This is a genomic window from Pseudarthrobacter sp. SL88, from assembly GCF_026672455.1.
Classification (GTDB): domain Bacteria; phylum Actinomycetota; class Actinomycetes; order Actinomycetales; family Micrococcaceae; genus Arthrobacter.
Genome location: NZ_JAPPRD010000001.1, coordinates 1,688,615 through 1,714,207, shown reverse-complemented (window position 1 = coordinate 1,714,207; position 25,593 = coordinate 1,688,615). Strand labels below are relative to the sequence as shown.

The following is a 25,593-nucleotide window of genomic DNA, read 5'->3' as shown; positions in this document are numbered from 1 at the left end:
ACACACACGGATTGCCGGGTCCATTGACCGGGCAATCTTTATAGTAGTCCCCCGGCGGCCAGCCGCGGCAATTACGTTTCGTCCGCGGGAAGCGGTTGTGCCAGCGCCTGCCGGCGCACGGAAGAAACGCGCTGGATGATCGTCACGAAGCTCGCCAGCGCCAGCAGTACCAGTGTCACGAGGAGCACCACCGGCGGCAGTCCCACGCCGGTGAGGCCAGTGACCACCAGGACGGAGACGAGCCGCTCGGCCCGCTCCGCGATGCCGACATTTGCCGTGTAGCCAAGTGATTCGGCCTTGGCCCGCGCATATGAGACCACCATGCCCAGGACCAGGCAGACCATGGCCGCCACGGCGATGGCAGCATTTTGCCCGCCCGTGAAGAACCACACCGCCAGCCCGGCGAAGAGCGCACCGTCCGCGACGCGGTCCAGGGTGGAGTCCAGGAAGTTGCCCCAGCGGCTCTTGACGTCCTGCATGCGGGCCATGATGCCGTCCAGGACATCGGAAAAGATGAAGGCCGTGATGAAGACTGTGCCCCAGAACAGGTGCCCGAGGGGATAGAACACCAGGGCACCCACGGCGACACCCGCGGTTCCGATGACTGTTACGGCGTCGGGCGAGACACCGAGGCGCAGGAGCCAGCGGGCCAGCGGGGTGAAAAGCGCGGTAAAGAAGCCGCGGGCGTGCCTATTCAGCATCAGTCTCCCCGGGCCAGGCGTCGGCCACCATCTGCCGGACCTCATCGAGGGTCTGGGTGATGGCCTTGGTCTGGGCAATGATGGGGAAGAAGTTCCCGTCGCCGCCCCAGCGCGGAACAATGTGCTGGTGCAGGTGGGCGGCGATACCGGCACCGCCCACCACACCCTGGTTCATGCCCAGGTTGAATCCGCCCGGGTTGGACACCTTTCGCAGGACGCGCATCGCCGTCTGGGTCAGGTCGGCGAATTCGGCAGTTTCCTCCACTGTCAGGTCCGTGTAGTCCGGTACGTGCCGGTACGGGCAGACCAGCAGGTGCCCCGGGTTGTACGGAAAGAGATTCAGCACGACGTAGCAGGTTTTCCCCCGGTACACGATGAGGGCGTCCTCGTCGGTTCGGCCCGGGCCCACGCAGAACGGGCAGTCATTCTCATTCTTGAACTGGTGCTGCCCGCCCTTGATGTAGGCCATCCGGTGCGGAGTCCACAGGCGCTGGAAAGCGTCCGGGACACCGGCCAGGGCAAAGTCGTCGGTTACACCGGCATCCCCTGGATACCCGGCGCCTGCGTTCTCCTCCACGTGCTGTTCCGTTCGCTAGCTGGTCCGGTTACGGACGGCTTCGGTGATCCGCTTGACTGCCTCTGCCACCGGCACGCCGTTGTCCTGGCTGCCGTCCCGGAACCGGAAGGAAACCGCGCCGGCTTCGGCGTCGTCTCCGCCGGCGATCAGCACGAACGGGATCTTGTCCTTGCTGGCGGTGCGGATCTTCTTCGGGAAGCGGTCCGAGGTAGTATCCACCTCGGCACGGATACCGGCCGCCTTCAGCTGGTCGACGACGTCGAACATGTACTCGTTGAAGGTCTCCGCCACCGGGATGCCCACCACCTGGACGGGCGCCAGCCATGCCGGGAAGGCACCGGCGTAGTGTTCGGTGAGGACGCCCATGAACCGCTCCACCGAGCCGAAAAGCGCACGGTGGATCATCACGGGACGCTGCCGGCTGCCGTCGGCGGCCTGGAATTCAAGTTCGAAGCGTTCGGGCAGGTTGAAGTCCAGCTGGATGGTGGACATCTGCCAGGTGCGGCCCAGGGCGTCCTTGGCCTGCACGGAGATCTTGGGGCCGTAGAACGCGGCTCCACCCGGATCCGGCACGAGCTCCAGTCCCGATTCCTGGGCCACCTCGGCCAGGGTGCGGGTGGCTTCCTCCCACGCAGCGTCCTCGCCGACATACTTTTCCGGATCCTTGGTGGACAGCTCCAGGTAGAAGTCGTTGAGGCCGTAGTCCTTGAGCAGGTCCAGGACGAAGGTGAGCGTCTTGGTGAGCTCGTCCTTCATCTGTTCGCGGGTGCAGTAGATGTGGGCATCGTCCTGTGTCATCCCGCGGACGCGGGTCAGGCCGTGGACCACGCCGGACTTCTCGTACCGGTAGACAGACCCGAACTCAAACAGGCGAAGCGGAAGTTCGCGGTACGAGCGGCCCCGGGAACGGAAGATCAGGTTGTGCATGGGGCAGTTCATCGGCTTCAGGTAATAGTCCTGGCCGGGCTTGCGGACCGTGCCGTCCTCATTGAGCTCGGCGTCGACGTGCATCGCCGGGAACATGCCCTCCTTGTACCAGTCCAGGTGCCCGGAAACTTCGTACAGGTGGCCCTTGGTGATGTGCGGGGTGTAGACGAACTCGTAGCCGGCCTCGACGTGCCGTTGCCGGGAGTAGTCCTCCATCTCCTTGCGGATGATGCCGCCCTTGGGGTGGAACACAGGTAGGCCCGAGCCCAGCTCATCCGGGAAGGAGAACAGGTCAAGCTCGGAACCGAGCTTGCGGTGGTCACGCCGCTCGGCCTCGGCGATACGTTCCTGGTAGGCCTTGAGGGCGTCCTTGGTGGGCCAGGCAGTGCCGTAGATGCGCTGCAGCTGCTGGTTCTTCTGGTTGCCCAGCCAGTAGGCGGAAGAGGAACGGGTCAGGGCGAAGGCGTTGGAAATGAGCTTGGTGTTGGGCAGGTGCGGGCCACGGCAGAGGTCGCACCAGACCGTGGTGCCTTCCTTGCGCTCCACATTGTCGTAGATGGTGATGTCGCCGGCGCCAACCTCGACGTTCACGCCTTCGCCGGCCTCGGCGGCTTCGTTTTTCTTGCCCAGCAGCTCAAGCTTGTACGGCTCGTTCTTCATGGCGTCGCGGGCTTCGTCCTCGCTGACAACGCGGCGGACGAACTTCTGGTTCTGGTTGATGATCTTCTGCATCATCTTCTCGAGGGTCTTGAGGTCCTCGGGAGTGAAGGGTTCAGCAACATCGAAGTCGAAGTAGAAGCCATCGGTGATGTAGGGGCCGATGCCGAGTTTGGCGTCGGGGCGCAGTTGCTGGACGGCCTGGGCCATGACGTGGGCGGTGGAGTGGCGCAGGACGTTCAGACCGTCCGGGGATTCGATGGTGACGCCTTCCACCTCGGCACCTTCAGGCAGTTCCTGGTCCAGGTCCTTGAGTTCGCCATTAACGCGGGCCACGACAACTTCGCGGCGCTCAAAGAAGAGTTCCGCACCGGTTGTCCCGGTAGTCACCTTGGTCTCTTCGCCATCGACGAGAAGGGTGATCTGCTGGGCATCTGACACGGGTGTCTCCTATTCAAAGTTGAGGCTTCATAGCTTGTGGCGTACGGGGACCACAGCCAGCCACCGTCAATGCTATCGGTTCGGCGGAGGGCCGACCAACGCGGCACACGGCTGGGGGAAAGCCGAAGTCAGCCGTTGAAACCGGTGATGGCAAGGCTCCTGGCAATGCCGTCCAGCGGGTGCGCCACGTCCTGGAAGGGAGTTTCCGACGGCGGGAACGGCAGCGTTTCGGGCCTGCTGAGGTCCCACGCCATGCTGGCGCTTAGGCTGATTCCCCGCGGGCCGGTCCTGCGGGTGGTGCCCCGGATCAGCAGCATCCGCGTGCCGAACAGGAGCGGGCCGGCGCTTTCCTGGGCTTCGTGGAAGAACACTGAATCGATGCATCCGGTACCGTCGTCGATGCTGATGAACACCACGCGCCTGCCCCCACGCATCGGAGGCGTCTGGGTGGCGACCCGGACGCCGGCCACCAGCACTTCGGTTCCGTTCCGCAGTCCCAGCAGCTTGTCAGCCGTAGTGACGCCCAGCCTTTCCAGGACGGGGCGGTGGCTGTCCATCAGGTGGGTGCTGACATCTACAGCCATCAGGTCAAGTTCAGCCCGAACGGTTTCCACCAGGGTCGGTTGGGGCAGCCCGGGTTTGACGTTGCGCAACTCAATATCGCCCAGCGGGAAGGACAGCTGCCCTTCCAGCACGTCGGTGCCCTTCCGGCTTCCTGAGACCTGGAGTTGTTGCAGGTGCTGTACGAGGTCGGCCCGGTTGGCAGTTCCTCCTGCCTCCCGGTGGAGGGAATCGAACGCGCCAAGCTGGGCAAGCCGCTTGATGCTGGGCTTGCTGATCCTTGAACGCGACCGAAGGTCCGCGAGCGAGTCAAAGGGCTGCCCGGCAACGATCCGCTTAAGTTCAGTTGCCGAAAGCCCGTAGATGCCTTTCAGGCTGAGCCGTATCCCCAGCTTTCCTGAATCGGCTCCGGACAGGATCCGTTCCACCCGGTATTCGTCCTTGCTCCGGTTGATGTCCAGGGGAAGGATGGGAATGCCCAGGCGCCGTGCTTCAGCGACCAGCAACCGTTTGGGGTACATGCCGGGGTCGTGTTCCCACAGCCCCGCCAGAAAGGCTTCCGGGTGGTGTGTTTTGAGCCAGGCGGACTGGTATGTGGGAACGGCAAAGGCGGCGCCGTGTGCCTTGCAGAACCCGAAGCTTCCAAAGGCCTTCAGGGTTCCCCATACTTTGTCCACTACCTCAGGGGCATACCCTTCGGCGCGGGCCGCCTTGCGGAAGAACCCCTCCACAGCGGGTTCGCGGTTTTCATTGCCCAGGGCCCGGCGGAACTCGTCGGCACGGGCAAGCCCACAGTGGGTCATGACGTCGAAGGTCTTGAGGATCTGTTCATGGAACACCGTGACCCCGTGGGTTTCGGCGAGTACTGGCTTGAGGTCCGGGTGGGGATATACCTCGGGGGCGAAGCCGTGCCGGTGCTCCAGGAAGGGCCGGACCATGTCTGACTTCATGGGCCCAGGCCGGAACAGGGAAATGTCGATGATGAGGTCGTTGAATTCCCGGGGTGCCATTTTGCCGATCAGTTCCCGCTGGCCGGGTGATTCGATCTGGAAACATCCGAGTGTATGGGTACTCCTGATGAGTTCGAACGTGGCTTCGTCATCCAGCGGAACAGCATTGAGATCGATCCGGCCGTTGGCGGCAATGTAGTCAGGGCCAGCCCCTTCCGGACCGGGCGCATGTTGCCCTGCTGCCACAACGTCGCCCTTGGAGGGATGGATCCGGATGATCTCACGGACGGCAAACGCCATGGCGCTCTGCATCCTGACGCCCAGGACATCAAGTTTCAGCATTCCCATGGGATCCATGTCATGTTTGTCGAACTGGCTCATGGGCAGCCCCAACCCGCTGGGCTGGACCGGGGTGCGGTCCAGCAGGGTGGCGTCACCCAGGATTACTCCGCAGGGGTGCATGGAGATATGGCGGGGCAACCGGTCAAGGCGCTCCGTCAGGTCCACCAGGAGATCCAGTTGCTGGTTGCCGTCCGTGTCCCGTTGTTCCACACGGCCGGCGAAATCGCGCAGTTCAGGTTTTTCCTGGAGCGCTTCCCGGAATTTTCCTGCGGAAAAGCGCCACAGTTGCTTGGCGATCTCCCCCACCTCGTCGCCGTCCATGCCCAGGGCGAGGCCGGCGTCGCGGACTGCTCCCCTGGCCCTGTATCCGTTTTGCATGCTCATCAACGTGACCCGCTCAGCTCCGAACCGTTCGAAGATTTTTCGGTAGACGTTGTGGCGTTCGGCGCTTTCGACGTCGATGTCGATGTCAGGCAGGGTGGCCCTGTCCTGGGACAGGAAGCGCTCAAAGATCAGGTCGTGCTGCAACGGATTTACCTGGCTGACGTCAATCAGGTAGTTGACCAGGCTGGAAGCGCCCGAACCCCTTGCTGCGGCGCGGACTCCCATGTCCTGGATCATCCGGGAGACCTCAGCCACCGTCAGGAAGTAGGAGGAGAAGTTGAGGTTGCGGATGATCCTCAGCTCATGCTCGAGCCTTGTGAGCATGGCTTGCTCCGCGGTACCGGTAATGCCCGGAAACCGCCTGGCGATTCCGGCATGGCACCGTTGGACCAGTTCCATGGCGGGGTCCTGGTCGATCCCGATGATGGATGCTTCCGGGACAACCGGCTGCTTCCACCCCATGTCACTGGTTGGATCGATCCGGCAGGCATCGGCGAGCGCCTCGGTCTGTGCAAGGAGTTGCGTGAGGTCTGCGGCGCCGTAGCCTGCCGCGGAAATGATTTCCTGGGCAAGCCGGCGCATATGGCCTGAGGTTTTCAGCCATCCCTGGCCGGTGGGCTGCAGGAGGGGTTCGCCGGCAAGTTCAGGCAGTGATTTGAGCGTGCGGGCGGAGTCGAGGACGTCTGCGGTGGGTGCTCCGTCCGCTCCGCAGTACCGGACGGCATTGGTGAGGACCGCAGGAACACGGTGTTCTTCGGCGAGGCGGAGCATCCTTACCGCGTGGGCGGTGCTCAAGGGTGAGCCGGGGGCGCTGAGCTGGGAAACAATCTCTGCCACCACGGTCCCTGTAGGCATGGTATCGAGCCATTGCTTGAACAGGGTGCGTGGGCGAAGGTACCGCCTTCCGCCCATGGCGCGTCCAACATCGGAATCTGGCCCAATGAGGACCACCAGGACCGGTTTGAGCGTTTGGGGGTCGAGGGTCCTTGAAGCCAGCTCTGCCCGGGTAACGGCCACGGGGACGGTACCTCCTGCCTTGCCGGAAGTCCTGGAGTGGGCGTCCGAGATCAGCCGGCAGAGCGCCCTGTAGCCGGCCCCGTTGTTGTGCCCCTTGGCGAGTACAACAACCCGTCCGGCGACATCTGTGCGGCGGTCGCCGTCGTCGTCAAGCACCGCAAGGTCCACCCCAACAATGGGGTCGAGCCCCGCGGCCATGCAGGCCTTGAGGTGCTTGATGGTGCCGTATAGACCGTCGCGGTCTGTGCAGGCCAGCGCTGAAGCGCCGTCGTCAGCGGCGGCCTGGGCCAATTCCTCCGGCCAGGAGACTCCATAGTGCGCGCTGAAGGCGGTGGAGACATGCAGGTGCGTGAAACTCATGCTGTTCTGGGTCGAAGGGCGTCGTGGATGCGCAGGAGCCGCCACTTGCCGCTGCGGATGTGCCTGGTGAGGTCCAGCGTGAGTGGTTCAATGGGCTGGCTTTCCATGCCGGAGGGACGCCCTGGCGACATCCGGGGCAGGACCTGAACCCGCCAGATTTCGTGGTCCACCATGCCGGGCCCGCTTCCCAGGGGAACCCGGCTTTCCTCCGCCCACCACTGGCGGCGTTCGTACCATCGGAGGGGTTCGGCACAGATGTCGTACGTACGCCCGGACCATACAAGGCTCCGGGGAAGGCCGTCGGGGGTGCATGCGACATCAACTGATTCGCTGAACATGCCCATGGCGCCTCCGGGACTGGCTGGTACTGCAAACTGGGAAATTGATTCGAATATGTGTTCGAATAATTCCAGTCTACGCCCGGCTCCACCCAATGCATAGAATCGCGGTTCAGGGGGTGGACTGACAGTTCGGCAGGGAGCAGGATGGGTGCATGAGCACCTCTGACGCACTCCTCAAACAAGTCAGCATCAAGGCACAGGACTCCACGCTGGTGGCCACGTTCGATATAGACGGCAACATTCCCGGTTCCGGCGCCTACGTGGTGGGTCTCGTGGCGGCGAGTCCGGACTACTCATCCCAGCGCCGGCTGGGCATTGAATTCATGAACGGGGAGGCCATAGCCTTCTTTTCGTTTAACCACGAACAGAACTGTGAGGAGAACTATGACCTGGGCGGCGTCAGCCATTCAGGCAGCACCATCACAGGTAACTTTCCCATGGCAGCAATCAATGGCCTCGGCAAGGGCCATGTGATGACAGGCTTCAGCGAGGCTGACGGCCGGGACTTCCAGTCCGGCGTGAAGGTGGACGAAAACCTCTAGGGCTCCCCGCAGCGTTACAGCTGCAGGGGAAGGTATGTGACCCGGGAGGGTCAGCCGTTGTCTTCGTGGTGGACCCGCAGCTCCAGTTCGATGAATCCGGAGATCATGGCCCGGTACGTCGCTTCCACTATGTCCGGGTCGATGTCCTTCTTGTTAGCTGCCGAGCGGACATGCTGGATAATTTTCTCCACGCGGTCTGGGGCGCGGACTTCGGCGTCGTCACCCTTGAGGGTGCCGGCGATCCTGATCAGGCGTTCGCGGCGCGCAATAAGGGTGACGATTTGATCATCCACCTCATCCACGGCAATTCGGACTGCGGCGAGCTGTTCCTTGTCGGCCAGTGCATCCCGGTCGTTTCCTTGAATTGTTGCCATCTTCTGACAGTATCGAAGCATGCAACCCAGAGTCGACTTCATCTCGCTAGGTGTCCGCAGTGTTCCGGCCTCCCGGGCCTTTTATGTCGATGGCCTCGGGTGGCCTGTTCACCGTGAGGTTGCCGGCGAAGTGGTTTTTATCCAGGCCAACCACGGCCTGGTGCTTTCCCTGTGGGATGCGGGCCAGATGCACGCCGAGGCCGGGGTCGATGCTCCCGGCCCGGTCCCCTGCATCACCCTGAGCCATAATGTGCACGGCGCCGATGAGGTGGACCGGGTCCTGGACGAGGCGAAGGCCGCCGGCGCGACAGTCACCGGCGACCCGGTCACCCAGCCGTGGGGCGGCTACACAGGGTATTTCTCTGATCCGGACGGGTTCCGCTGGGAAGTTGCGTACAACCCCACTTGGGCCGTGGACGACGACGGGACGGTCACCGTCTAAATTCCGCCAGGACGGTCAGGGCTGCTAAAAGAGGGCCTCCACGGGCCGGATGAGTTCCGGCCCGTTGTTGCGGACGTTGCCCACCTCTTTGCCCACGGACTCCACGTGCCAGTCGGCGGCCACATCCTTGACCGCGGACCGCACCATATCCACCAGGGCGGCGGCGTCGTCAGCCTGGGGATCCAGCCAGGCCTGCATGGTGTCCCTGTCCATGGGCAGCGGCACCCGGTCGTGAAGGGCGGTCAGTTTCCCGAACACGGTTGATTCGGAGCCCGGCGGCGGGGTGTCCGCCGTAAGGATGGACGTGGAAAGCACCCACTGGCCGGGCTCGCCAGCCGGTACCGACGGATCGCGCCACCATTCGTAAAGGCCGGCGAAGGCCAGTCCCCTGCCTGCGCCGGGGTGCACATAATACGGCTGCTTGGACTTTCCAGGGCCCTGCTTCCACTCGTAGTAGCCGTCGGCGGGTACGGCGCAGCGCCGTGCCCTGACCGCCTTCCGGAATGCGGGCTTTTTCCAGCACTGATTCACTGCGGGCGTTGATCATTTTGGACCCGATGCCCGGGTCCTTGGCCCAGGAGGGAACCAGGCCCCAGCGGGCGACGTGCAGCTGGCGGACCTGCCGGGCGTCCGTGCCGTCCTCTATCAGCCGCTCCAGGACGATGGGGACGGCATCGGTGGGGGCTACATTCCACGACGGCGGAATGCTCACCTCGTCCTCCAGTTCGGCGTCGAACTCTGCCAGGAGGTCCCCCACGGCGCGTGCCATTACGTAGCGTCCACACATGGCTCCAGCATGCCATCGGCGCCACATACTGTCATCCGGGCAGCCGCTCCGCGGCCGGACGCCGGGGAATACCGGTGGGCACGCTACCGTTGTCCCGAACGAAACCTTCACCCAACCCAGAGGAGAACCCTGTGGATTTCACTCCCGAAACCGGCACCATCACCATGTTTTCCACCACCTGGTGCGGCTACTGCAACCGGCTGAAGAAGCAGCTCGACGCGCAAGGCATCGGTTACACCGAAATCAACATCGAGGAAGTGGAAGGTACCGCCGAGCTCGTGGAGCAGATCAACGGCGGCAACCGCACCGTGCCCACTGTCCTGTTCCCGGACGGTACGGCGGCCACCAATCCGTCCGCTGCAGAGGTCAAGAACCGCCTGGCGGCCTAGTCCAGGACGGTGCAGCCAACCGGGACATTCCTCCCCCGCCGCCGCACCTGAAGGCTGGCGATCCAGGAGACGCGGGTCATGCCCCCAGGCCGCCGAACGGCGCCGAAGCCAGGGTGGCATGGCCCGCGTACGTTTCGAGCAGGGCATCGGTGACTGCTTTCACCGTCAGCCCGGGGACAAGGTCATCCGCCGCGCCGGCCGTGGCGGGGTCCCAGTCGAGGCCGAGCGCAGCGTAGCTGTCGGTCAGGACCTTCCGGATTGGTGCGGAGTCCTCCACCACGATGACCGAGCTGAAGAGCCAGCCGCCGGCCACCACCCGCTGCGCCGTGCCTACCAGTTTGATGCGGGACCCGTCAGTGGCGGCCGTGCCGTGCACGCTGAACTCGCCGGGGCAGTATTCCCCCGGGATTTCCCCAACGGCTGCGTTCACGCCCACCATTCGCAGGGCGTCTGCGAAGAGCTCTCCGAAGTAGCCGAAGCGGCTTTTGGAACCAGCGATGGCATCGCCATCGGGCTCGATGTGGTCTACCACCAGGGTGCCCTGGTGGTAGGCGGCCGCGCGGCCGCCGGCCCGGCGGACCAGGGGTTCGAAGCCGTTGTCGCGGCATGCCCGGGCGGCGGCCCCAAACCCGGGCAGCCGGGTGTCACGCTGGCCGAAGGCCACCGTGGGCGCCGGGCGGTACAGCCGAAGGGTGGGGCCAATACTTCCGTTGCGCGCCCTGGCGAGCAGCTCAAGGCCGAACTCAAGGTCACGGGCGGCACCGAGCGAGACGTCCTGCCGGACCACGGTCAAGGTTCCGGAGTCAGGGTGGTGGGCCATGGCACTGGGCTCCCTTGGTCGTCATGATGCTGTTCCTTGACCCTTCCGCGGCGGTGCCGGACGGGCCCAACCTAGGGTACGCCGTCGTGCGCCCTGCCAGGTGCCCGACCCACCGGCCAGGCGCCCGGCTACCGCCCCCTCCGCCCCACCCAGGCGCCGTGGAGCAGCGGAACCGCTGACGCTGCCATCATGACGGTGCCGAGGACGGAATCGTCGGCCCGGACCACGGCCCCGGCGATGAGCAGCGCCGAGAAGACCACTGCCGACGCCGTCCGGCGGGCCGTGCGGTCCAGCCTTGCCACCTGCCGCTCCAGCCGGGGGTTGGCAACAGACACGTTCCCTTCACCGATGCGGGTGATCAGGTCGTCCACCCTCTCCGGCAGCCGCAACGCAAGTCCCGCAGCCCCGGCCACCTGCCGGGCGGCGTCCTGAACGATGTTTCCGCCCTCTTCCCGCAGCAGGCGGGCAGCATAAGGCTCTACCGAGTCCCACAGGTTGAAGCGCTCATCCAGCGAGCTGCACACCCCCGAAGTGAGGGACATGGCCCGGATGATCAGCAGGAAGTTCTCGGGAAGCTGGAACGGCAGGGAGCGGACAACTTCGCCGAATTCCTCCGCGAAGTCGCGGAATTCGCGGGGGTCCACCTCGCGGAGCTCTGCGAAGCCCATCCCGCCAAACCGGGCAAACAGGTGCGTCATGGCCCGTTCCAGCTCCACGGTGTCCGCCGACGGCACCAGCACGCCGACGCCGCGGATGGCAGCAACCAGTCCCTTGCCGTCGCGGGCTGCGGCCGCGATCAAAAGCTTGCGCAGGCCGCTGCGCGTGGAGGGGGTTACCTCGCCCATCATGCCGAAGTCGATGAAAGTCAGTTTCCAGGGATGGCCGCCGGAACCGGGTTGGACGGGCGTGACGAAAATGTTGCCCGGGTGCGGATCGGCGTGGAAGAAGCCGTTGGTGAACAGCTGGTCAAACATGACCGAGGCGAACACCGGCGCCACCTCTGCGGGATCGATGCCTGCCGCCCGGAGCGCGTCCGTGTCCGTGATCTTGATGGCTGTGACATCCTCCAGGGTGAGCACGCGGCGGGTGCACCGCTCCCAGGCGGGATGTGGCACGTGGACCCGAACGTCGCCTGCGAAGTCCGCTGCGAACCGCTCGGCACTGGCAGCCTCGTGAAGGTAGTCGATCTCCTCGAGGCTGGTCTGCGCAAATTCCTCCACCAGGGCCGGCATGTCGGCGCGGTCGGCCACGATCCGGAAGTGGCTGAGCCAGCCGCCCACCTTCCGCAGGGCCGCGAGGTCGCCGGCGACGATCGCTTCAATGCCCGGACGCTGCACTTTGACCACCACGTCCTTGACCCCGGCCACCTCTGCGTCGGCAGGCAGCAGCCGCGCCCGGTGCGCCTGGCCGAGGGAGGCTGCGGCCAGGGGCTCCTCCTCGAACATGGCGAACACCTCGTCAAGGGGGAAGCCCAGCTCCGAGGAGGCAAGGGCCCGGATGGCCGGGAACGCGACAGGTGGCACCTCATCCTGCAGGCCTTGGAGTTCCTCGGTGATTTCCGGCGGGAGGACATCAAGCCGGGACGACAGGAACTGGCCCACCTTGATCATGAGGCCGCCGAGCTCCACAGCCAGTGCATGGAAACGGCGGGCGAAGCGCTGCATCCTGGCCGGACGGGTCCGCTCAGCAACGCGGGCCAGCCCTATCCGGGGCAGCAGCAGCTCGTACCACCACACGGCGGCCAGGTGCCGTGCGGCAAAGCGCAGGATGCGGCGGTAGCGGGAACGGACATGGCCCGGGAGTACAGCCGGGCCCACCTGCCGGCGAGGGCCGGAAGCCACCCCCGTCAGTCCTGGGCGAGGATCGAGTACATCCGCCGGCGTGCCTCGTCCAGCACTGACACGGCTTGCTTCACCTGCTCCGGGGTGCCGGTCCGTCCCACTTGCGCCGCTGCCTGGGCCAGTTCAACGCCTGCCTTGGGAAGGGCAGCGAATCCGGTTGTGGATTGCGGCCCCGCCCCCTGCCCAGGGATTCGATGCGGCACTGCCGGCCGCCTCGTCCCGGCCGGATTCGGTCAGGGAGTAGATCTTCCGGCCGTTGGATTCCTCGGCCCTGATCACACCCTCATCAGCGAGCAACTGCAGGGTGGGGTAGACAGAGCCGGCGCTGGGCTTCCAACTGCCGCCGCTGCGCTCCTCAATCTCGCGGATGATCTGGTAGCCGTGCATGGGCCGCTCGGCCAGCAGGGCAAGCACCGCCGCCCGCACCTCGCCTTTGCCGGCCCTGGTGCCTTCCGGCTTTTCGAAGCGGGAACGGAAGTCCTCGATGGCCTGCCAGAGGCCATCGATGTTGTTGCTGCCGAATCCATATCCCGGGTATGAGCCACGCATGGGGGTCTCCTCTGGAGATCGTGAACGATATACAACGACACAGTTAACGATACGTCTGGAAGTCCGTGGCAGCCATGGGGCTGACGTTCAGGTTTGGCGCAGGGTGAGAATCTGTTCAGCCCTGCCGAACGGGCCCTGCAGGTCATGCAGGACCGTTGAGGTCAGGCCGATGCCGTCCCGGCCGAACGATACGGCGTTGTCAAGGCCCAGCCACTCCCCCTCGGGGCGGCGGTACATGTGGACCTGCAGGTCCAGGTTGGGGAAAGCGTAGCTGTCCGGTCCCGGCGGGACCCGTGCGGCAATGCCGTTGGCAGTGTCCACCAGTCCCATGAGGCGGGCAAGATCTCCGCTGTCTTCGCGGTCGGTCAGCGGATGCGCTGTGCGAAGCCAGACCTTCCCCGCGCCGGGACGGTGTCCTTCCGCCACCCGCATCTCCAGGGACCGGATGTAGCCGCCGGGCCAGATGGCGGACCCGTCGTAGGGCTTGCAGTCATCCGGGCCGGGGATGGCGGCGTCTTCAACGGCGGCAACCGCTGAGGTGTCGCTGGTGATCATCCGCCAGGCAGTGGCCCGGATGGCAGTCCTGCCCTGGGCCACGAGTTCGGCCTGGAGCAGCTCGATGGTCTTGCCGGGCCGCAGCACCGTGGCCTCGATGTGGAATTCCCCGCCGGGAATCAGGCCCAGGATCTCGTAGCTCAGCCGCGCCATCCTCATCCCGGGCCGCGGCTGGAGCCGCTCCAGGGCGTCCGCCAGCAGGCCGGAGGCCGGGGCCATGTGCTGCTCGTGCGTGTTCCAGGCGCCTTGGGCGTGGATGGTGGAGCGGAAATGACCGCCGCCAAGCGCCTGGTAATAGGCGGTGCCTTCGGCCAGTTCGGGGAGCTCGTCAGTCAACTGTGGCCTTTCAGGAAATCCCAGTGAATTGCCACTAACTCTATCCGGCCCCCGCAGCATCGTGGCCAGCGGGTCGCGTCGAAATGTTTGAGCGCAGGGTCCGGCCGCGGACTAGACTCAGGAACTGGTCCTGTCAGCAACCCTCGGAAGAGGTGTTTCATGCGCGTCATCAGCTACAACCTCCGCAAGCACGCAGCGAGCGGCGAACTGCTCGCCCTCGCCCGGAATCATGACATCGATGCGCTGTGCCTGCAGGAAGTTGATGCGGCGGACCTGCCGGAAACCCTGGGCCCGCTCCATCTGGCGGACGCCACCAAGGGGAACCGGCTGGGGCTGGCAATCTATTACCGGACCAGCCGCTTCACGGCCCTGGATACGCAGTCCTTCGCGCTGCAGAAATCGATGCATGACAGGGTCCTGGCGCCGGCCCATGAACGGCTGATCGGAACGCGTGTGATGGACAACGAAACGCAGCACGAACTGGTCATCGGGTCTTTCCACGCCGCCCCGCTCACCGCGTCGAATTCGTTGCGCCGCAAGCAGATCCACGCCGCCCACGCCGAATTGCTGAGCATGGGCAAGGGCCTGATGACGCTGATGGTGGGAGACTTCAACTACCCGTTCTTCACCAAGAACCTGCATCTGCACATGAAGAACTCCGGCTACGCCCTGTCCCTCAGCAACCGGCGCACATACACCCGCTACAAGGTCTTCAAGGGGCACTTCGATTTCGCCACGTCCCTGGGACTGGACATCACCAGCGTCGAGACGCTGCCCCGGGGCAAGTCGGACCATCTGCCCATCCTGGTCCACGCCGAATACGGCAAGGACTTCTAGGCCAGCCGCTCCCGGAGGCCGGGCCAGGCCGCGCCAAAGCCGGGATGCAGCTCCTTGTCAGCCACCCCGGGCAGCGGCACCCACAGCAGTTCGATGCTTTCGGGGTCGCTGATCACAGGCTCGAAAGGCTCGAGGACCTTGACCACCACCGTGGTGTAGGACCAGTAGCCGAGGTCCAGGACCGATGTAAACAGCACGTCCACGTGTTCGGCCGGGACGGCAGCCTCCTCATGGGCTTCGCGGAGCGCCCCGGACACCGCGTCCTCGCCCTCGTGCAGGGCGCCGCCAGGCAACCCCCAGGTTCCCCCGTTGTGGCTCCATACGGCGCGGTGCTGCAGCAGCACACCCTTGGCCGGGTCCCAGGCCAGGACGCCGGCAGCGCCGAACCGGCCCCAGAAGCGGCCGTGGTCCCCTTCCACCCAGGCGTCGCCCGGGTTGCGGGGGCCGGTGCGGACAGGCGGAATCGACGATGCGGCGACGGATGCGTGGTCCATCGTCCCAGTCTGACAGGTCCGCTGCGCCGGAGGGCGGCCGGCGGACGGGTCAGTTGGCGTGTCCGTGGTCGACGGCGAAATCGCCGCCGGGGTACATGACGGTTTCATGGCCGTCATCGAAGCGGACCACATAAGGCGGCGCCCCGCCTTCGCCCCGGACTTCCAGGATCACTCCGTGACGGTCCGTGGCACCCACAGTCCTTCCGTGCACAATGATGCGGTCACCCTGCGCAGCCTCCATGGCACTCACCTCCAAGCCCCCAGATTACGACTCCCGGGCGGGACCGAACAGGTCCCCGTGGCAGGATTTCCCCATGCCGCTGAACATCCTCCTGATCGCCGATACCCACGTCCCCAAACGCGCCCGGGAACTGCCCACCCAGGTGTGGTCCGCCGTCGAACGGGCTGACGTGGTCTTCCACGCCGGAGACTGGGTGGACACCTTCCTGCTTGACGAATTTGAGCAGCGCTCGCGGCGGATGGTGGGCGTCTACGGCAATAACGACGGCCCCGACCTCCGCGCCCGGCTGCCCGAAACGGCAGCCGTCACCCTGGACGGCATCCGCTTTGCGATGGTGCACGAGACAGGCCAGGCCAAGGGCCGTGAACTGCGCTGCGAGGCGCTCTATCCGGACGCGGATGTCCTGGTCTTCGGGCACAGCCACATCCCGTGGGACACCACGTCGCCACGGGGCCTGCGGCTGCTGAACCCGGGCTCGCCCACGGACCGCCGGCGGCAGCCCGCGTGCACCTACATGACGGCCGTGGTTGACGGCAGCCGGCTCACCGGGTTGCAACTGGTGGAGGTACAGCGCGGGTAGCCCGGCTTGGCAGCCGGCCTCCGCATGCCTAGGCTGGAAACGTAAGCATGCTTAGCTTCGAAGAATCCAGCCGTACCAGCAGGAGGAAACCATGACAGACCAGTACACATTCCGCGATCCGGTCACCGCCTACGAGCACATCTCCCCTCCCAAGCAGCACCAGCCGGAGCCCGGGCTGGACGCCGAACTGACTCCCAAGGCCGACCTCGGCGAGGAAACGTACCGCGGCACGGGGCGGCTCGAAGGCCGCAAGGCGATTGTGACCGGCGCCGATTCCGGTATCGGGGCGGCAACAGCTATCGCCTTCGCCCGCGAGGGAGCCGATGTTGTTTTGTCCTACCTGCCGCAGGAGGAAGAGGACGCGGCCAGGATCGCGGGCATCATCGAGGCAGCCGGGCGCAAGGCCATCAAGGTGCCGGGCGACCTCAAGGATCCTGAGGTCTGCCGCGAAGTGGTGGATACTGCCGTGGCCGTCCTGGGCAGTGTGGACATCCTGGTGAACAACGCCGGCAAGCAGGTGGCCCAGGAAGACCTGGCGGACATCACCGACGAACAGTTCGACCACACGGTCAAAACCAACGTTTACGCCATGTTCTGGCTGACCAAAGCGGCCCTGCCGCACATGCCGGCCGGTTCAACCATTATCAACACCACGTCCATCCAGGCGTACAACCCCTCGCCCACGCTGGTGGACTACGCCACCACCAAGGCCAGCATCAACAACTTCACCAAGGGCCTGGCCCAGCAGCTGGCGCCCAAGGGCATCAGGGTCAACGCCGTGGCGCCGGGCCCCATCTGGACGCCGCTGCAGGTGAGCAGCGGACAGCCCAAGGAGGAACTGCCGGAGTTCGGCCAGTCCACTCCCCTGGGCCGTGCCGGGCAGCCGGCCGAACTGGCACCGGCGTACGTGTTCCTCGCGTCGCCGGAATCCAGCTACGTGGTGGGCGAGACACTGAACGTCAACGGCGGCAGCCCCACGCCATAGCGGTTATTCCCCGTCCCGGTCGGCCAGCAGTGAATCGGTGGACCCGTCCGGCTGGCCGTCGAAGAACTGGGCGAGAACCGTTTTGAACACCGTTTCGCCGGGCGCGGCGCGAAGGAACAGGGTCATGGACGACTGCAGCTTGCGGGCGTCAATGCCACCCAGGATGTCCTCTGCGGAGCGCCCGGCGTGGTGGGTCAGTGCCTGCGCAGACTCGAGCAGGCGCGGGCCCAGCACGTCATGTTCCAGATAGGCACGCGCCTCCGCCAGGGAGTCAATGGCGTATTTGCGGGATGTTGCGCTCTGCCCCAGGCCTGCGATCTGGGGAAAGATGAACCACATCCAGTGGCCTGTCTTGTTTCCGAGCTGGAGCTCGGCCAGCGCCTGGTCGTATGTTCCGCCGTCCTGGGCTGCAACGAAACGCTCGAGGTTAAAGGGATCGTCCATCGTCATTCTCCTATTTGGTGGGACAGTGTTGCTGCTGCCGCCCGCAGGTGGGTGTCCGGGTCGGCACCCCATCGGGCCAGGACGGTTTCTGCGCGCTGCCGGTTGCGGTGCTCCAGCCTGTCCAGGAGCGGGCGCAGGACGTCGGTGACGAGCGGATCGGCCAGTTCCGTTGCGTGCGCGGACCGGAGGAAACCCTCAACGCGGGTCAGATCCGAGTGCCGCAGCAGGGCCACCCGCGACTGTAGCAGCACCACCGCCGCCTGGCGGCGTTCGAAGACCGGACGGGCGCCCGGTTTCGGCTGGCCCCACAGTGCCGAGGCAAGCTGGACCACGGCATCGTGGGTCCAGGTCCTTGAACTTGCGGAGGGCGTCGCGGATGGTTCCGCGGACCGCGCCCACTGATGAACCGTAGGAGCCCAGGGCGCCGCCAAACCTGCTGCCGACGTCGTCCGCGCGGTACCACGCGCCCTCGTTCTGCAGCGTGCGGTCGATGAAACCGGCCGCCTCGGCGACGGCGTCCGAACCGGTGGTCACAAGTGCCCCGCGGCTGCGTGGTCGATGCAGTATGGCGTCCAGGGCCGGGCTTCGAGCCTGCCTTCGGCGATGGGCCGGCCGCATACGGCGCAGCTGCCATAGGTTCCGGCGGCGATCCGGTCGAGGGCTGCTTCCACCTGGTCCAGGCCGGCTGAGCTCTGGTTCAGCAGCGCCGAGGCCTGGGACAGCTCGAAGGCGATGGTGGCACCCTCGGGATCGTGTTCGTCGTCCGCGTTGGCTCCCTGGCGGGCGGAGTTGGCTGCGGCGATGTCCGCCCGCAACGCCGGCAGCAGGGCCAGTTTCAGCTGCCGTTCCTCTTCGAGCAGCAGCCGGAAGCGTTCGTAGTCAGCCATGGGAAAAGCCTAGTCCTGCGTCAGTACCAGTTGTTCGCCATTGAGTGGCTCCAGGCGCCGCAGGGCGAGCCGTACCTGTCGCGGATGTAACCCAGCCCCCACTCAACCTGGGTCCGGTAACTGGTCAGCCAGTCACTGCCGGCGCTTGCATACTTCCCCGGCGGCAATGCCTGGGGGATCCCATAGGCGCCCGAGTAGGGGTTGGTGGCCGTGGTCTGCCAGTTCGACTCCTTGGTCCATAGCTGCGCCAGGCACAGGAACTGGTCCTGGCCCCAGCCGTAGGCGCCCAGGCGTCCGGCGGCGTAGCTCTTCGCTCCGGCAGGATCGTTGACAGCACCACCGGGAACAGAAGGTACGACGACGGGCGGCGGCACCGGCCGGACCGGCGGTCCGGGGGCCGGGGCCGGGGCCGCCGGTGCGGGGTTCACCGGGACTGGGCCCGCCGGGATCGGGTCCGCCGGAGCGGGGTCGACCGGGCCCGCGGGCGCGGGCCGTGGTCCCTCCACGCGGGCGTCTGCTGCGGCCTTCGCTGCCCGGTCCGACTCCCGTTGCGCCTGTTCCTGTGCAGCGGCCCGCTTTGCTGACTGCGAGGCCTCATATGCGGCGAGGGCGGCCTGTCCCTGCCGGAACTCCCCCTCCACGGCCGCGGTTGTTCCCTTGAGCGAGGCCAGCTGGGCCGTGAGCTGGCCACCGTGCTGCTGCTCTTCAGCGATGTGGCGGGCCACCGCATCCTGCGCCGACCTGGCCCCGGCAAGCCTGGCTCCGGCCTCCCTGGACAGGTTTTCCCGCTCGGACCGCGCGGCTTTCTCCTGCTCACCCAGGGACGATGCCACTCTTGCGGCGGATGCCGCCCGGTCCACCAGGCCGGCTGTCTTCGCGCCCACCAGCTCCACCATGTTGAGTCCGTGGACGCTGCCGGACTCAAGGGCGTCCAGGGCGATGAAGAATCCGGCCGTGGTTGCACCCGTCTTGTACGACTGCACGGCAAGGGCGCCGATTTCCCTGCGGTGCTGCCGGAGTTCCCCGTTGGCTGCTGCTGACTGCGCAGCCAACGCATCGACCCGGCTGTTGGCTGCAGTGAGTGCCGCCTCGGCAGCGGCGTAATCCGCCGCAGCGGCAACGGCCGCCCCACCGAGCGCTTCTGAATCCGCCTGCAAACCGGCGAGGAGGCTGCCGATCCGGGTGATTTCCGCCGCTGCGCCCGCTTCAGATTTCCTGGCCTTCCGGACGTCCTCCCAGGAGGGGTACCCCTCCGGCGCGCGCCCCGAGGCCGACGCCGGCGCAAGGGCTGCCGGTCCCAGCAGTGCAAACACCAGGAGTCCCCCGAGCACCGGCGACTTCAGTTTGGTAACGAACAGGGGCATAGTCCCGTAGCCTACCGGCCTCAACCACAGGTTGAGGGCTTGCTGCTGCGGATCGTTATCCAGCAGAGACGGAAGGCACGCCGCAGCCCTAGACTGTGCCCATGGCCGGCGCCAGCACACCAAGCGCCACACCAGCCCGCCGGCCCCCTGCCCCCGGACGGACAGCAAAACCGGTAACCGTGCGCTGCTTGCTGCCGTTGCTGACCGCAGCAGTGCTGGCGGTTTCGGCCCGCACCCCACAGCAGCCCGCCCCGGCGGCGTCCCCCGCTTCCGCGGCGCCCGGACCGGTCACCATCGAGCTAAACCAGTCCCGCGACCAGTACGGGCAGCACGCCATCCTGCTCCAGCTCACCAACACCACGGACAGTCCCGTGACTGTGGACGCGGCGCGCGTCAGTTCCCCGCTGTTCGACGGGGACATCGAGTGGACGCCACCGGCGGGCGGCCTGGAGCTTCCGCCGCACCAACCCAAGAGCGTGCCCGCACAGCTCCCACCTCCGGCCTGTGCCGAGCCGGCAACGGCATCGTCGCAGGCCAGCGCCACGGTTTCCGTCGCTACGGCCGGACGGCAACCGGCAGCACTGACCCTCCCGGCCCCGGATCCCTTCGGCGTGCTGCCGCGCAACAATTCCGAGCTCTGCCTGGCCGCGGACGCCGCGAAGGTGGCCGGGCTGGCCCTGGACCAGCACCTTGAGGTGGCGGCGGACGGCCGCACCGCCGTCGTCCGCCTCCGCATCAGCCCACGGCAGATGGCCCCCGCCGGGACGCCGTCCCTCACGCTGCACAGCGTGGGCGGCACGCCCCTGCTGGCGGAGGACGGGGTTGAGCCGTGGCCGCGGGACGTGGCGGTCCGGCCGGGGGAACCCGAAACGGTCCTGGCCCTGCGGGTGCGTCCCGCCCGGTGCGATCCGCACGCCGTCGCGGACGACAAAGTGGGAACCCTGCTGCCCCTCACCGTTACCGCCGGAGCGCGGGAAGGTGTCCTGAAAGTGGCAGCCGGCGGGCTGTTGCGTGCGCAACTTTATGACTTTGTTACGTTGGCATGCCAAAACGGCTAGGACCCGCGCATCATCCGAGGTCACCGCGGCGTTCCGGAAGGCCCTGCGGAGGAGGCCTTCATCCGAGAGGACTGCCTCGCATGTTATTCAAATGTGACAATCCGGTGAACGTCGGGTTATGGTCATACACGTGTCCCTCCCAAGCGGGACATTCCCCTCAGCTTGCCGAGCCCTGCCGCTGAACCGGGATTCAATCGCTTTCCAGCTGGCAGGGACGGGGGAACCAAGTTTCCGCGGCTTCACCGAAGCCTTGGGGTTAAGTCGATATCGCCTTCCGTCCCTGACGAAGTGCGCTACCGGCCGGGCATCTCCAGCCCGAACCCGACAGCTCACCCCGCAGGCATGGGAGAGGCGATCAACCGTGTCAAAAAATTTCATCACCGCCCGTCACCGCGCTACTCCGGCCGGCTCCATCGCGCTGCAGGGCCTGGCCGTGACGGCCAAGGCCCAGGCCCGGACCTTCGGACGCCCGGCACTGGCGGTAGCCGCAGCATCGGGCATTGCGTTCGGCGTCGGAGCTCCGGCACATGCAGGCGTGACCGGCCCGGACAGCACCGAAACCAATAATGTCCAGGCATACTCGGCACCTGCCGCACCCGTAGCGGCTGCACCCGCCGCGGCTGCCGGCAACGTCCACACGGTTGCTTCCGGCGACACCCTCGGCGCCATTGCGTCCGCTTACGGGGTTGGCCTCAACGACGTCCTGGCAGCCAACGGCCTCGACGTTTCCTCGATCATCTACCCGGGCGACCAGATTGCGATCCCGGGCGCCGGCTACGCAGCACCGGCCGCTCCGGCCGTTGCTCCGGCCGCGGCACCTGTCCAGACCGCAAGCGCCGCTCCCGCCAACACCGGCATGAACCTCGGTTACGCCTCTGCAACGCCTGCGGCCACCGGCTCGGGCACCGGCGCCGCCATCCTGGCCAACGCGTACGGCCAGGTGGGCGTCACCCAGGACTGCACCGCCATGGTGGAGAAGGCCCTGCGCGCCGTCGGCAAGTCCGTTGGTGACCTGGCTCCCGGCCAGTTCTACCAGTACGGCACCGTAGTGGGCGCACCCGCCCCGGGTGACCTCGTCATCTCGGCAGGCCACGTCGGCGTGTACGCCGGTGACGGCCAGATGGTCAGCGGCGGCGTCAACGGCAGCCAGACCCAGGTGCACTCCGTCAGCTGGGTTGGTGCAGCCTCGTACGTACGGGTCGCATAGCCTGCTGAGCACGTAGCTTTCAGCGCATAGAGCTGCAAAAGGGCGGTAGCCGGGAGACCCCGGCTACCGCCCTTTTTGCTGCCTTTCCTTGTTCAGGTGCCGCAGAAGGTCATGTACGTCCCGAAGTCCTCCGGGGCGCCTTCGGCGTACCGCTCCAGGCCGGGGCGTTCGCTGTACGGCGCCGCTACCGCTTCCAGCAGCCGGTGCAGTGGTTCCAGGTCCCCGCCGGTAGCCGCGGCCAGCGCCTCTTCGACGAGGTGGTTCCGCGGAATGTACGCGGGATTGGTGCGGTCCATCAGCCCGGCGTCCGGCCCCAGCTCCTGCCAGCGTTCGGCCCATGCGTCGTACGCGGCCAAGTCCATGACCATGCCGCGGACAGGCCGGCTGTCACCCCGGGCTGCCTTGGCCAGGTTCCTGAAGAAGAGCGTGTAGTCCACGGGGCCGTCCTTGAGGATGCCGGTGACCCCGTCCACCAGGTCCGAGACCTCCTCGCCTGCTGCGGTCCCCGGCTTCCCCGCCGCAAGGCCCAGCTTGGTGGCCATGCCGCCGAACCACGCCGCACTGTACTGCCGCCGGAATCCACCCAGCGCCTCCACGGCCACCGGAACCGCTGCCTCCTGGTCTTCGTCAATTAGCGGCAGCATGGCTTCGGCGAGGCGGGCAAGGTTCCATTCGGCCATGACCGGCTGGTTGGCGTACGCATACCGGCCGCCGACGTCGATGGAGCTGTACACGGCGGCCGGGTTGAACGCGTCGATGAAGGCACAGGGGCCATAATCGATGGTTTCCCCGGAGATGGTCATGTTGTCTGTATTCATCACACCGTGGACGAACCCCACCAGCATCCACTGCGCCACAAGCGAGGCCTGTGCCGCCACCACCGCCCCATAGAGGGCGAGGTAGGGGTTGTCCGCCGCAGCAGCATCCGGGTAGTGACGGCTGATGGCGTGGTCCGCCAGCCGGCGCAGGAGCTCCGTGTTTTCGGTGGCCCGCGCATACTGGAAACTACCCACCCGAAGGTGGCTACCGGCCACCCGGGCCAGCACGGCGCCGGGCAGCATGTCATCCCGGCGTACATGCCGTCCGGTAGCCACGACGGCAAGGGAACGGGTGGTGGGGATGCCGAGGGCGTGCATGGCCTCGCTGACCACGTATTCGCGCAGCATGGGCCCGACGACGGCACGGCCGTCACCGGCGCGCGCGAACGGCGTGCGGCCGGAGCCTTTCAGGTGCAGGTCCCTCAACCGTCCGCGGGCATCCTGCAGCTCACCCAGCAGCAGCGCACGGCCGTCACCGAGGAGGGGCGAATAGCCGCCGAACTGGTGCCCGGCGTAGGCCTGGGCCACGGGCGTGGCCCCTTCCGGCACGTGGTTGCCCAGCAGGAACCGCACTCCCTCTTCCGAGCCCAGGTACCCAGGGTCGAGCCCCAGTTCTCCGGCAAGCGGTTCGTTGAGCACCAGGAGTTTGGGGTCCGGAGCTTCCTCCGCCTCCCAGGGCACCGCCAGTTCGTTGAGTTCGCGGGCGAAGCGGCCACCCAGGGCAACAGTTGATTGTGCTGCAGCGGTCATGGTTTTAACCCTATCTCCGCAGCGGCCGTTACAGGCTCCCCGCGGCGGTTCGGAAGGCGGATGCGCTGGAGGTCGTCGGCGGCGGTCACGGTGGCGCCCTTGGCGCGGGCGGACGCCTGCCGGGCCATGAGGGTGACGTCGTTGCCGTACCGGGATGAGAAATGCGTGAGGACCAGCGTCCGGGCGCTCCCATGCCCCGCCAAATCGCCCGCCTGCCCGGCGGTGAGGTGGCGGTATTCCTCCGCCAGCCCGCCGTCGTCGTCGCTGAAGGTGGACTCGGCGACCAGGAGGTCGGCGCCGTCTGCAAGGTCTTCGGCACCGTCGCACGGGGCGGTGTCCATGACGAACGCGAAGCGCTGCCCGGGGCGCGGAACGCTGACGTCGGCCAGGCCGACGCCGGCAATGGTACCTTCGCGCCGGAGGCGGCCGACGTCCGGCCCGGCGATGCCCGCTGCCGCAAGGCGGTCGGGCAGGAACGTGCGGCCCTCGGGCTCGGTGAGGCGATACCCGTATGTTTCGATCCGGTGCTTGAGCGGCCGGACGTGGAGGCCGTCCGCCACCTCACCGGCGGCGCCGTGGGGATGGAGCCTCAGGTCAAGGCCGGGAGTGCTGACGGATACCAGCGCCCGCACCACACCCTCCCCCGAGGCCGGGTAGTGCAGGTGGACCGGATGGTTGACGCCGTCCAGCACCATCCGCGACAGCACGCCGGGGAGTCCGAAGCAGTGGTCGCCGTGGACGTGGGTGAGGCAGATCCTGGTGATCTGCGTTGCCGAAACTCCGGCGTGGATCATCTGGCGCTGCGTCCCCTCACCCGGATCGAAGAGCAGCCCCTCCCCGTCCCAGCGAAGCAGGTACCCATTGTGGTTTCGGGTACGGGTGGGCACCTGCGATGCGGTGCCCAGGACCACCAGTTCACGCACGGCCGCTGCCATGGCCGGCGGCCGCCAGACCTTTCGCATAGGCCGCCTGGCCCGCGTGCTGCAGGCAGTCGGCGAGGGTACTGACCAGCCGGACGCCGAGGGTGACCGGAGGGTCCCAGTTGGTGTCAACGGTCCGGTCAAGGTCCTGGTCTGCCAGTTCCCCGAGGACCCGCATGGTCTGCCGGTGGACGGCGCCGTAGTAGTCCCCCAGCAGGCTTGCCGTGGCGCGGACCGAGTCCACCTGCTTGCTGGTGTGCCCGTAGCCGGTGTCGCGGTCCGTCAGCGGAAGGCCGAAGCGGTCAGCAAAGCCCGCGTGTGTCCAGACCTGCTCCAGGCCGGCAGCGGCGGCAACCTGTGCGTCCTCCACCCGTGCCAGGTGCCAGATAAGCCAGGCGATAGGGTTGCCGGTGCCGGCCGGGCGATGATGCAGGGCTTCTTCATCCAGGCCATCGAGCGTCTCCGTCACGGCATCGCTGATGCGCACGAAGGCATCCTGCAGGAGTTCATTGGTTTTCATATCCCCGCCTTTCAGCACCAGCGCCGTTGGCCGTGCCTAACGCTCAAGATCATTGGGGTCGAATTCGCTCAGCGGCGACCCACCGAAGTTCTCAGCGTCGTCACTGGCATCGGCCTCCAAGCCAGTGGGATCCTCGCCGAAGTCAACGTCCGCTGCTGCCTGCCCGAGGGTGGGTGAATCCGGAGGCACCTGTTCATCGCCCGATTCGTAGCGCGCCTCGGCGGATTCGTCACGCAGGGCCTGGTCGCTCAGGAAGTCCTGTTCCCCGCCCGGGGCAGCTTCGTCCTGGAGCAGCGGGTCTTCCTGCCAGCGGTCCGGATTGTTCTCGGCTGCACCCGGATAGCTGTCCGGTTCGCCGTGTACGGGGTCAAGCTCCTGCGACGCTGTGCTTCCCGGGGTTTCATCAAGCAGCACGTCATTTTCGTCAACGACTTCCAGGCCATCCTCCGGGAGGTTCTGTTCACTCATGTTCACGCCTTTCCTTGGGGCTGCACCCGGTCTGGTGCAGCGCAGAACGGTACCGCCAGACAATAGTAAGCATACTGAGCACCCCTGCGGGTGGGAACCGTCCCCCGACAGCCGTGACTTTCGGCCC

Annotated in this window: 26 protein-coding genes, 3 pseudogenes and 1 riboswitch; of the genes and pseudogenes, 8 read left to right on the top strand and 21 right to left on the bottom strand. The window is 66.4% G+C overall.

Features of this window, described 5'->3' with window-relative positions; genetic code table 11:
- Positions 1 to 71: 71 nt before the first annotated feature.
- The 5 genes from pgsA to OVA06_RS07890 form a co-directional block, all read right to left on the bottom strand.
- A complete protein-coding gene (gene pgsA, locus OVA06_RS07910) occupies positions 72 to 701 on the bottom strand; it encodes a phosphatidylinositol phosphate synthase (protein WP_056079497.1) in 630 nt (209 codons plus the stop codon).
- Positions 691 to 1,278 carry an HIT family protein gene (locus OVA06_RS07905; protein WP_268157469.1) on the bottom strand — a complete coding sequence of 196 codons (588 nt, stop codon included), beginning with the start codon at positions 1,276 to 1,278 and terminating at the stop codon, positions 691 to 693. The genes pgsA and OVA06_RS07905 overlap by 11 nt, the downstream gene beginning before the upstream one ends.
- A 15-nt stretch (positions 1,279 to 1,293) precedes the next feature.
- Positions 1,294 to 3,303 (bottom strand): threonine--tRNA ligase, encoded by a 2,010-nt coding sequence (thrS, locus tag OVA06_RS07900; RefSeq protein ID WP_056079502.1) that lies wholly within the window; start codon positions 3,301 to 3,303, stop codon positions 1,294 to 1,296.
- Positions 3,304 to 3,431: 128 nt separating this feature from the next.
- Positions 3,432 to 6,917 (bottom strand): DNA polymerase III subunit alpha, encoded by a 3,486-nt coding sequence (locus tag OVA06_RS07895; RefSeq protein ID WP_268157466.1) that lies wholly within the window; start codon positions 6,915 to 6,917, stop codon positions 3,432 to 3,434.
- Positions 6,914 to 7,261, bottom strand: a complete 348-nt coding sequence (locus OVA06_RS07890; protein ID WP_268157464.1) for a DUF6504 family protein — start codon at positions 7,259 to 7,261, stop codon at positions 6,914 to 6,916. Before OVA06_RS07890 ends, OVA06_RS07895 begins: the two co-directional genes overlap by 4 nt.
- A gap of 149 nt (positions 7,262 to 7,410) precedes the next feature.
- Here OVA06_RS07890 and OVA06_RS07885 point away from each other — a divergent pair, with 149 nt between their 5' ends.
- Positions 7,411 to 7,800, top strand: a complete 390-nt coding sequence (locus OVA06_RS07885) for a hypothetical protein (RefSeq protein WP_015937238.1) — start codon at positions 7,411 to 7,413, stop codon at positions 7,798 to 7,800.
- Positions 7,801 to 7,850: 50 nt separating this feature from the next.
- Here OVA06_RS07885 and OVA06_RS07880 read toward each other — a convergent pair whose 3' ends face one another.
- Positions 7,851 to 8,174: a chorismate mutase gene (locus OVA06_RS07880; protein ID WP_056079511.1), complete on the bottom strand. Its 324-nt coding sequence runs from the start codon at positions 8,172 to 8,174 to the stop codon at positions 7,851 to 7,853.
- A gap of 19 nt (positions 8,175 to 8,193) precedes the next feature.
- Between OVA06_RS07880 and OVA06_RS07875 the strand changes: the two genes are divergently transcribed.
- Positions 8,194 to 8,616, top strand: a complete 423-nt coding sequence (locus OVA06_RS07875; RefSeq protein WP_056079514.1) for a VOC family protein — start codon at positions 8,194 to 8,196, stop codon at positions 8,614 to 8,616.
- A gap of 24 nt (positions 8,617 to 8,640) precedes the next feature.
- On the opposite strand, the pseudogene OVA06_RS07870 reads toward OVA06_RS07875, so the two are convergent.
- Positions 8,641 to 9,385, bottom strand: a pseudogene (locus OVA06_RS07870) (SOS response-associated peptidase).
- Between the two features lie 149 nt (positions 9,386 to 9,534).
- Here OVA06_RS07870 and OVA06_RS07865 point away from each other — a divergent pair.
- On the top strand, positions 9,535 to 9,792 hold the full coding sequence (locus OVA06_RS07865) for a mycoredoxin (protein WP_015937242.1): 258 nt from the start codon (positions 9,535 to 9,537) through the stop codon (positions 9,790 to 9,792).
- A gap of 76 nt (positions 9,793 to 9,868) precedes the next feature.
- Here the strand turns inward: OVA06_RS07865 and OVA06_RS07860 are convergent, their stop codons facing one another.
- The 4 genes and pseudogenes from OVA06_RS07860 to OVA06_RS07845 all read right to left on the bottom strand — a co-directional run bounded on the left by OVA06_RS07860 (position 9,869) and on the right by OVA06_RS07845 (position 13,893).
- Positions 9,869 to 10,612: a lipoate--protein ligase family protein gene (locus OVA06_RS07860; RefSeq protein ID WP_268157461.1), complete on the bottom strand. Its 744-nt coding sequence runs from the start codon at positions 10,610 to 10,612 to the stop codon at positions 9,869 to 9,871.
- A gap of 128 nt (positions 10,613 to 10,740) precedes the next feature.
- A complete protein-coding gene (locus OVA06_RS07855) occupies positions 10,741 to 12,453 on the bottom strand; it encodes an ABC1 kinase family protein (RefSeq protein ID WP_268157459.1) in 1,713 nt (570 codons plus the stop codon).
- Between the two features lie 5 nt (positions 12,454 to 12,458).
- Positions 12,459 to 13,002: pseudogene (locus OVA06_RS07850) on the bottom strand (PadR family transcriptional regulator).
- Between the two features lie 87 nt (positions 13,003 to 13,089).
- Positions 13,090 to 13,893, bottom strand: a complete 804-nt coding sequence (locus OVA06_RS07845; protein ID WP_056079530.1) for a thioesterase family protein — start codon at positions 13,891 to 13,893, stop codon at positions 13,090 to 13,092.
- Positions 13,894 to 14,052: 159 nt separating this feature from the next.
- Here OVA06_RS07845 and OVA06_RS07840 point away from each other — a divergent pair, with 159 nt between their 5' ends.
- Positions 14,053 to 14,730, top strand: coding sequence for an endonuclease/exonuclease/phosphatase family protein (locus tag OVA06_RS07840; RefSeq protein WP_045732507.1), 678 nt, complete (start codon positions 14,053 to 14,055; stop codon positions 14,728 to 14,730).
- On the opposite strand, the gene OVA06_RS07835 is transcribed toward OVA06_RS07840, so the two are convergent.
- Both OVA06_RS07835 and OVA06_RS07830 read right to left on the bottom strand, forming a co-directional pair.
- Positions 14,727 to 15,224: an NUDIX domain-containing protein gene (locus tag OVA06_RS07835; RefSeq protein ID WP_056079532.1), complete on the bottom strand. Its 498-nt coding sequence runs from the start codon at positions 15,222 to 15,224 to the stop codon at positions 14,727 to 14,729. The genes OVA06_RS07840 and OVA06_RS07835 overlap by 4 nt on opposite strands.
- 49 nt (positions 15,225 to 15,273) lie before the next feature.
- A complete protein-coding gene (locus OVA06_RS07830) occupies positions 15,274 to 15,465 on the bottom strand; it encodes a DUF1918 domain-containing protein (RefSeq protein ID WP_015937249.1) in 192 nt (63 codons plus the stop codon).
- A 73-nt stretch (positions 15,466 to 15,538) separates the two neighbouring features.
- Between OVA06_RS07830 and OVA06_RS07825 the strand changes: the two genes are divergently transcribed.
- Both OVA06_RS07825 and OVA06_RS07820 read left to right on the top strand, forming a co-directional pair.
- Positions 15,539 to 16,045, top strand: a complete 507-nt coding sequence (locus OVA06_RS07825) for a metallophosphoesterase family protein (RefSeq protein ID WP_156368386.1) — start codon at positions 15,539 to 15,541, stop codon at positions 16,043 to 16,045.
- Between the two features lie 91 nt (positions 16,046 to 16,136).
- The gene (locus tag OVA06_RS07820; protein WP_268157451.1) at positions 16,137 to 17,030 is read left to right on the top strand and encodes a glucose 1-dehydrogenase; all 894 of its coding nucleotides are present in this window, start codon (positions 16,137 to 16,139) and stop codon (positions 17,028 to 17,030) included.
- Between the two features lie 3 nt (positions 17,031 to 17,033).
- On the opposite strand, the gene OVA06_RS07815 is transcribed toward OVA06_RS07820, so the two are convergent.
- The 4 genes and pseudogenes from OVA06_RS07815 to OVA06_RS07800 form a co-directional block, all read right to left on the bottom strand.
- A complete protein-coding gene (locus OVA06_RS07815; RefSeq protein WP_268157449.1) occupies positions 17,034 to 17,474 on the bottom strand; it encodes a DUF1810 domain-containing protein in 441 nt (146 codons plus the stop codon).
- Positions 17,475 to 17,476: 2 nt separating this feature from the next.
- A pseudogene (locus OVA06_RS07810) lies at positions 17,477 to 18,008 on the bottom strand (DNA alkylation repair protein).
- Positions 18,005 to 18,361 (bottom strand): TraR/DksA family transcriptional regulator, encoded by a 357-nt coding sequence (locus OVA06_RS07805; RefSeq protein ID WP_268157448.1) that lies wholly within the window; start codon positions 18,359 to 18,361, stop codon positions 18,005 to 18,007. The pseudogene OVA06_RS07810 and the gene OVA06_RS07805 overlap by 4 nt, the downstream one beginning before the upstream one ends.
- A 20-nt stretch (positions 18,362 to 18,381) precedes the next feature.
- A complete protein-coding gene (locus OVA06_RS07800) occupies positions 18,382 to 19,725 on the bottom strand; it encodes a lytic transglycosylase domain-containing protein (RefSeq protein WP_268157446.1) in 1,344 nt (447 codons plus the stop codon).
- 179 nt (positions 19,726 to 19,904) lie between these two features.
- On the opposite strand from OVA06_RS07800, the gene OVA06_RS07795 reads away from it, so the two are divergent.
- Positions 19,905 to 20,783, top strand: coding sequence for a hypothetical protein (locus tag OVA06_RS07795; RefSeq protein ID WP_268157444.1), 879 nt, complete (start codon positions 19,905 to 19,907; stop codon positions 20,781 to 20,783).
- A 185-nt stretch (positions 20,784 to 20,968) separates the two neighbouring features.
- Positions 20,969 to 21,141, top strand: a riboswitch (cyclic di-AMP (ydaO/yuaA leader).
- Positions 21,142 to 21,144: 3 nt separating this feature from the next.
- Entirely contained in the window at positions 21,145 to 21,990 is an 846-nt protein-coding gene (locus OVA06_RS07790) for a C40 family peptidase (protein WP_268157442.1), read from the top strand.
- A 92-nt stretch (positions 21,991 to 22,082) separates the two neighbouring features.
- Here the strand turns inward: OVA06_RS07790 and OVA06_RS07785 are convergent, their stop codons facing one another.
- Genes OVA06_RS07785 through OVA06_RS07770 form a run of 4 tightly spaced genes read right to left on the bottom strand, consistent with a single transcriptional unit; the run spans position 22,083 to position 25,466 of the window.
- Positions 22,083 to 23,558 carry a protein adenylyltransferase SelO gene (locus OVA06_RS07785; protein WP_268157439.1) on the bottom strand — a complete coding sequence of 492 codons (1,476 nt, stop codon included), beginning with the start codon at positions 23,556 to 23,558 and terminating at the stop codon, positions 22,083 to 22,085.
- Positions 23,555 to 24,481, bottom strand: coding sequence for a ribonuclease Z (locus OVA06_RS07780; RefSeq protein WP_268160703.1), 927 nt, complete (start codon positions 24,479 to 24,481; stop codon positions 23,555 to 23,557). Before OVA06_RS07780 ends, OVA06_RS07785 begins: the two co-directional genes overlap by 4 nt.
- On the bottom strand, positions 24,474 to 24,998 hold the full coding sequence (locus OVA06_RS07775; RefSeq protein WP_268157437.1) for a mycothiol transferase: 525 nt from the start codon (positions 24,996 to 24,998) through the stop codon (positions 24,474 to 24,476). The genes OVA06_RS07780 and OVA06_RS07775 overlap by 8 nt, the downstream gene beginning before the upstream one ends.
- A 36-nt stretch (positions 24,999 to 25,034) precedes the next feature.
- Positions 25,035 to 25,466 (bottom strand): hypothetical protein, encoded by a 432-nt coding sequence (locus OVA06_RS07770; RefSeq protein ID WP_268157435.1) that lies wholly within the window; start codon positions 25,464 to 25,466, stop codon positions 25,035 to 25,037.
- Between the last annotated feature and the right edge of the window lie 127 nt (positions 25,467 to 25,593).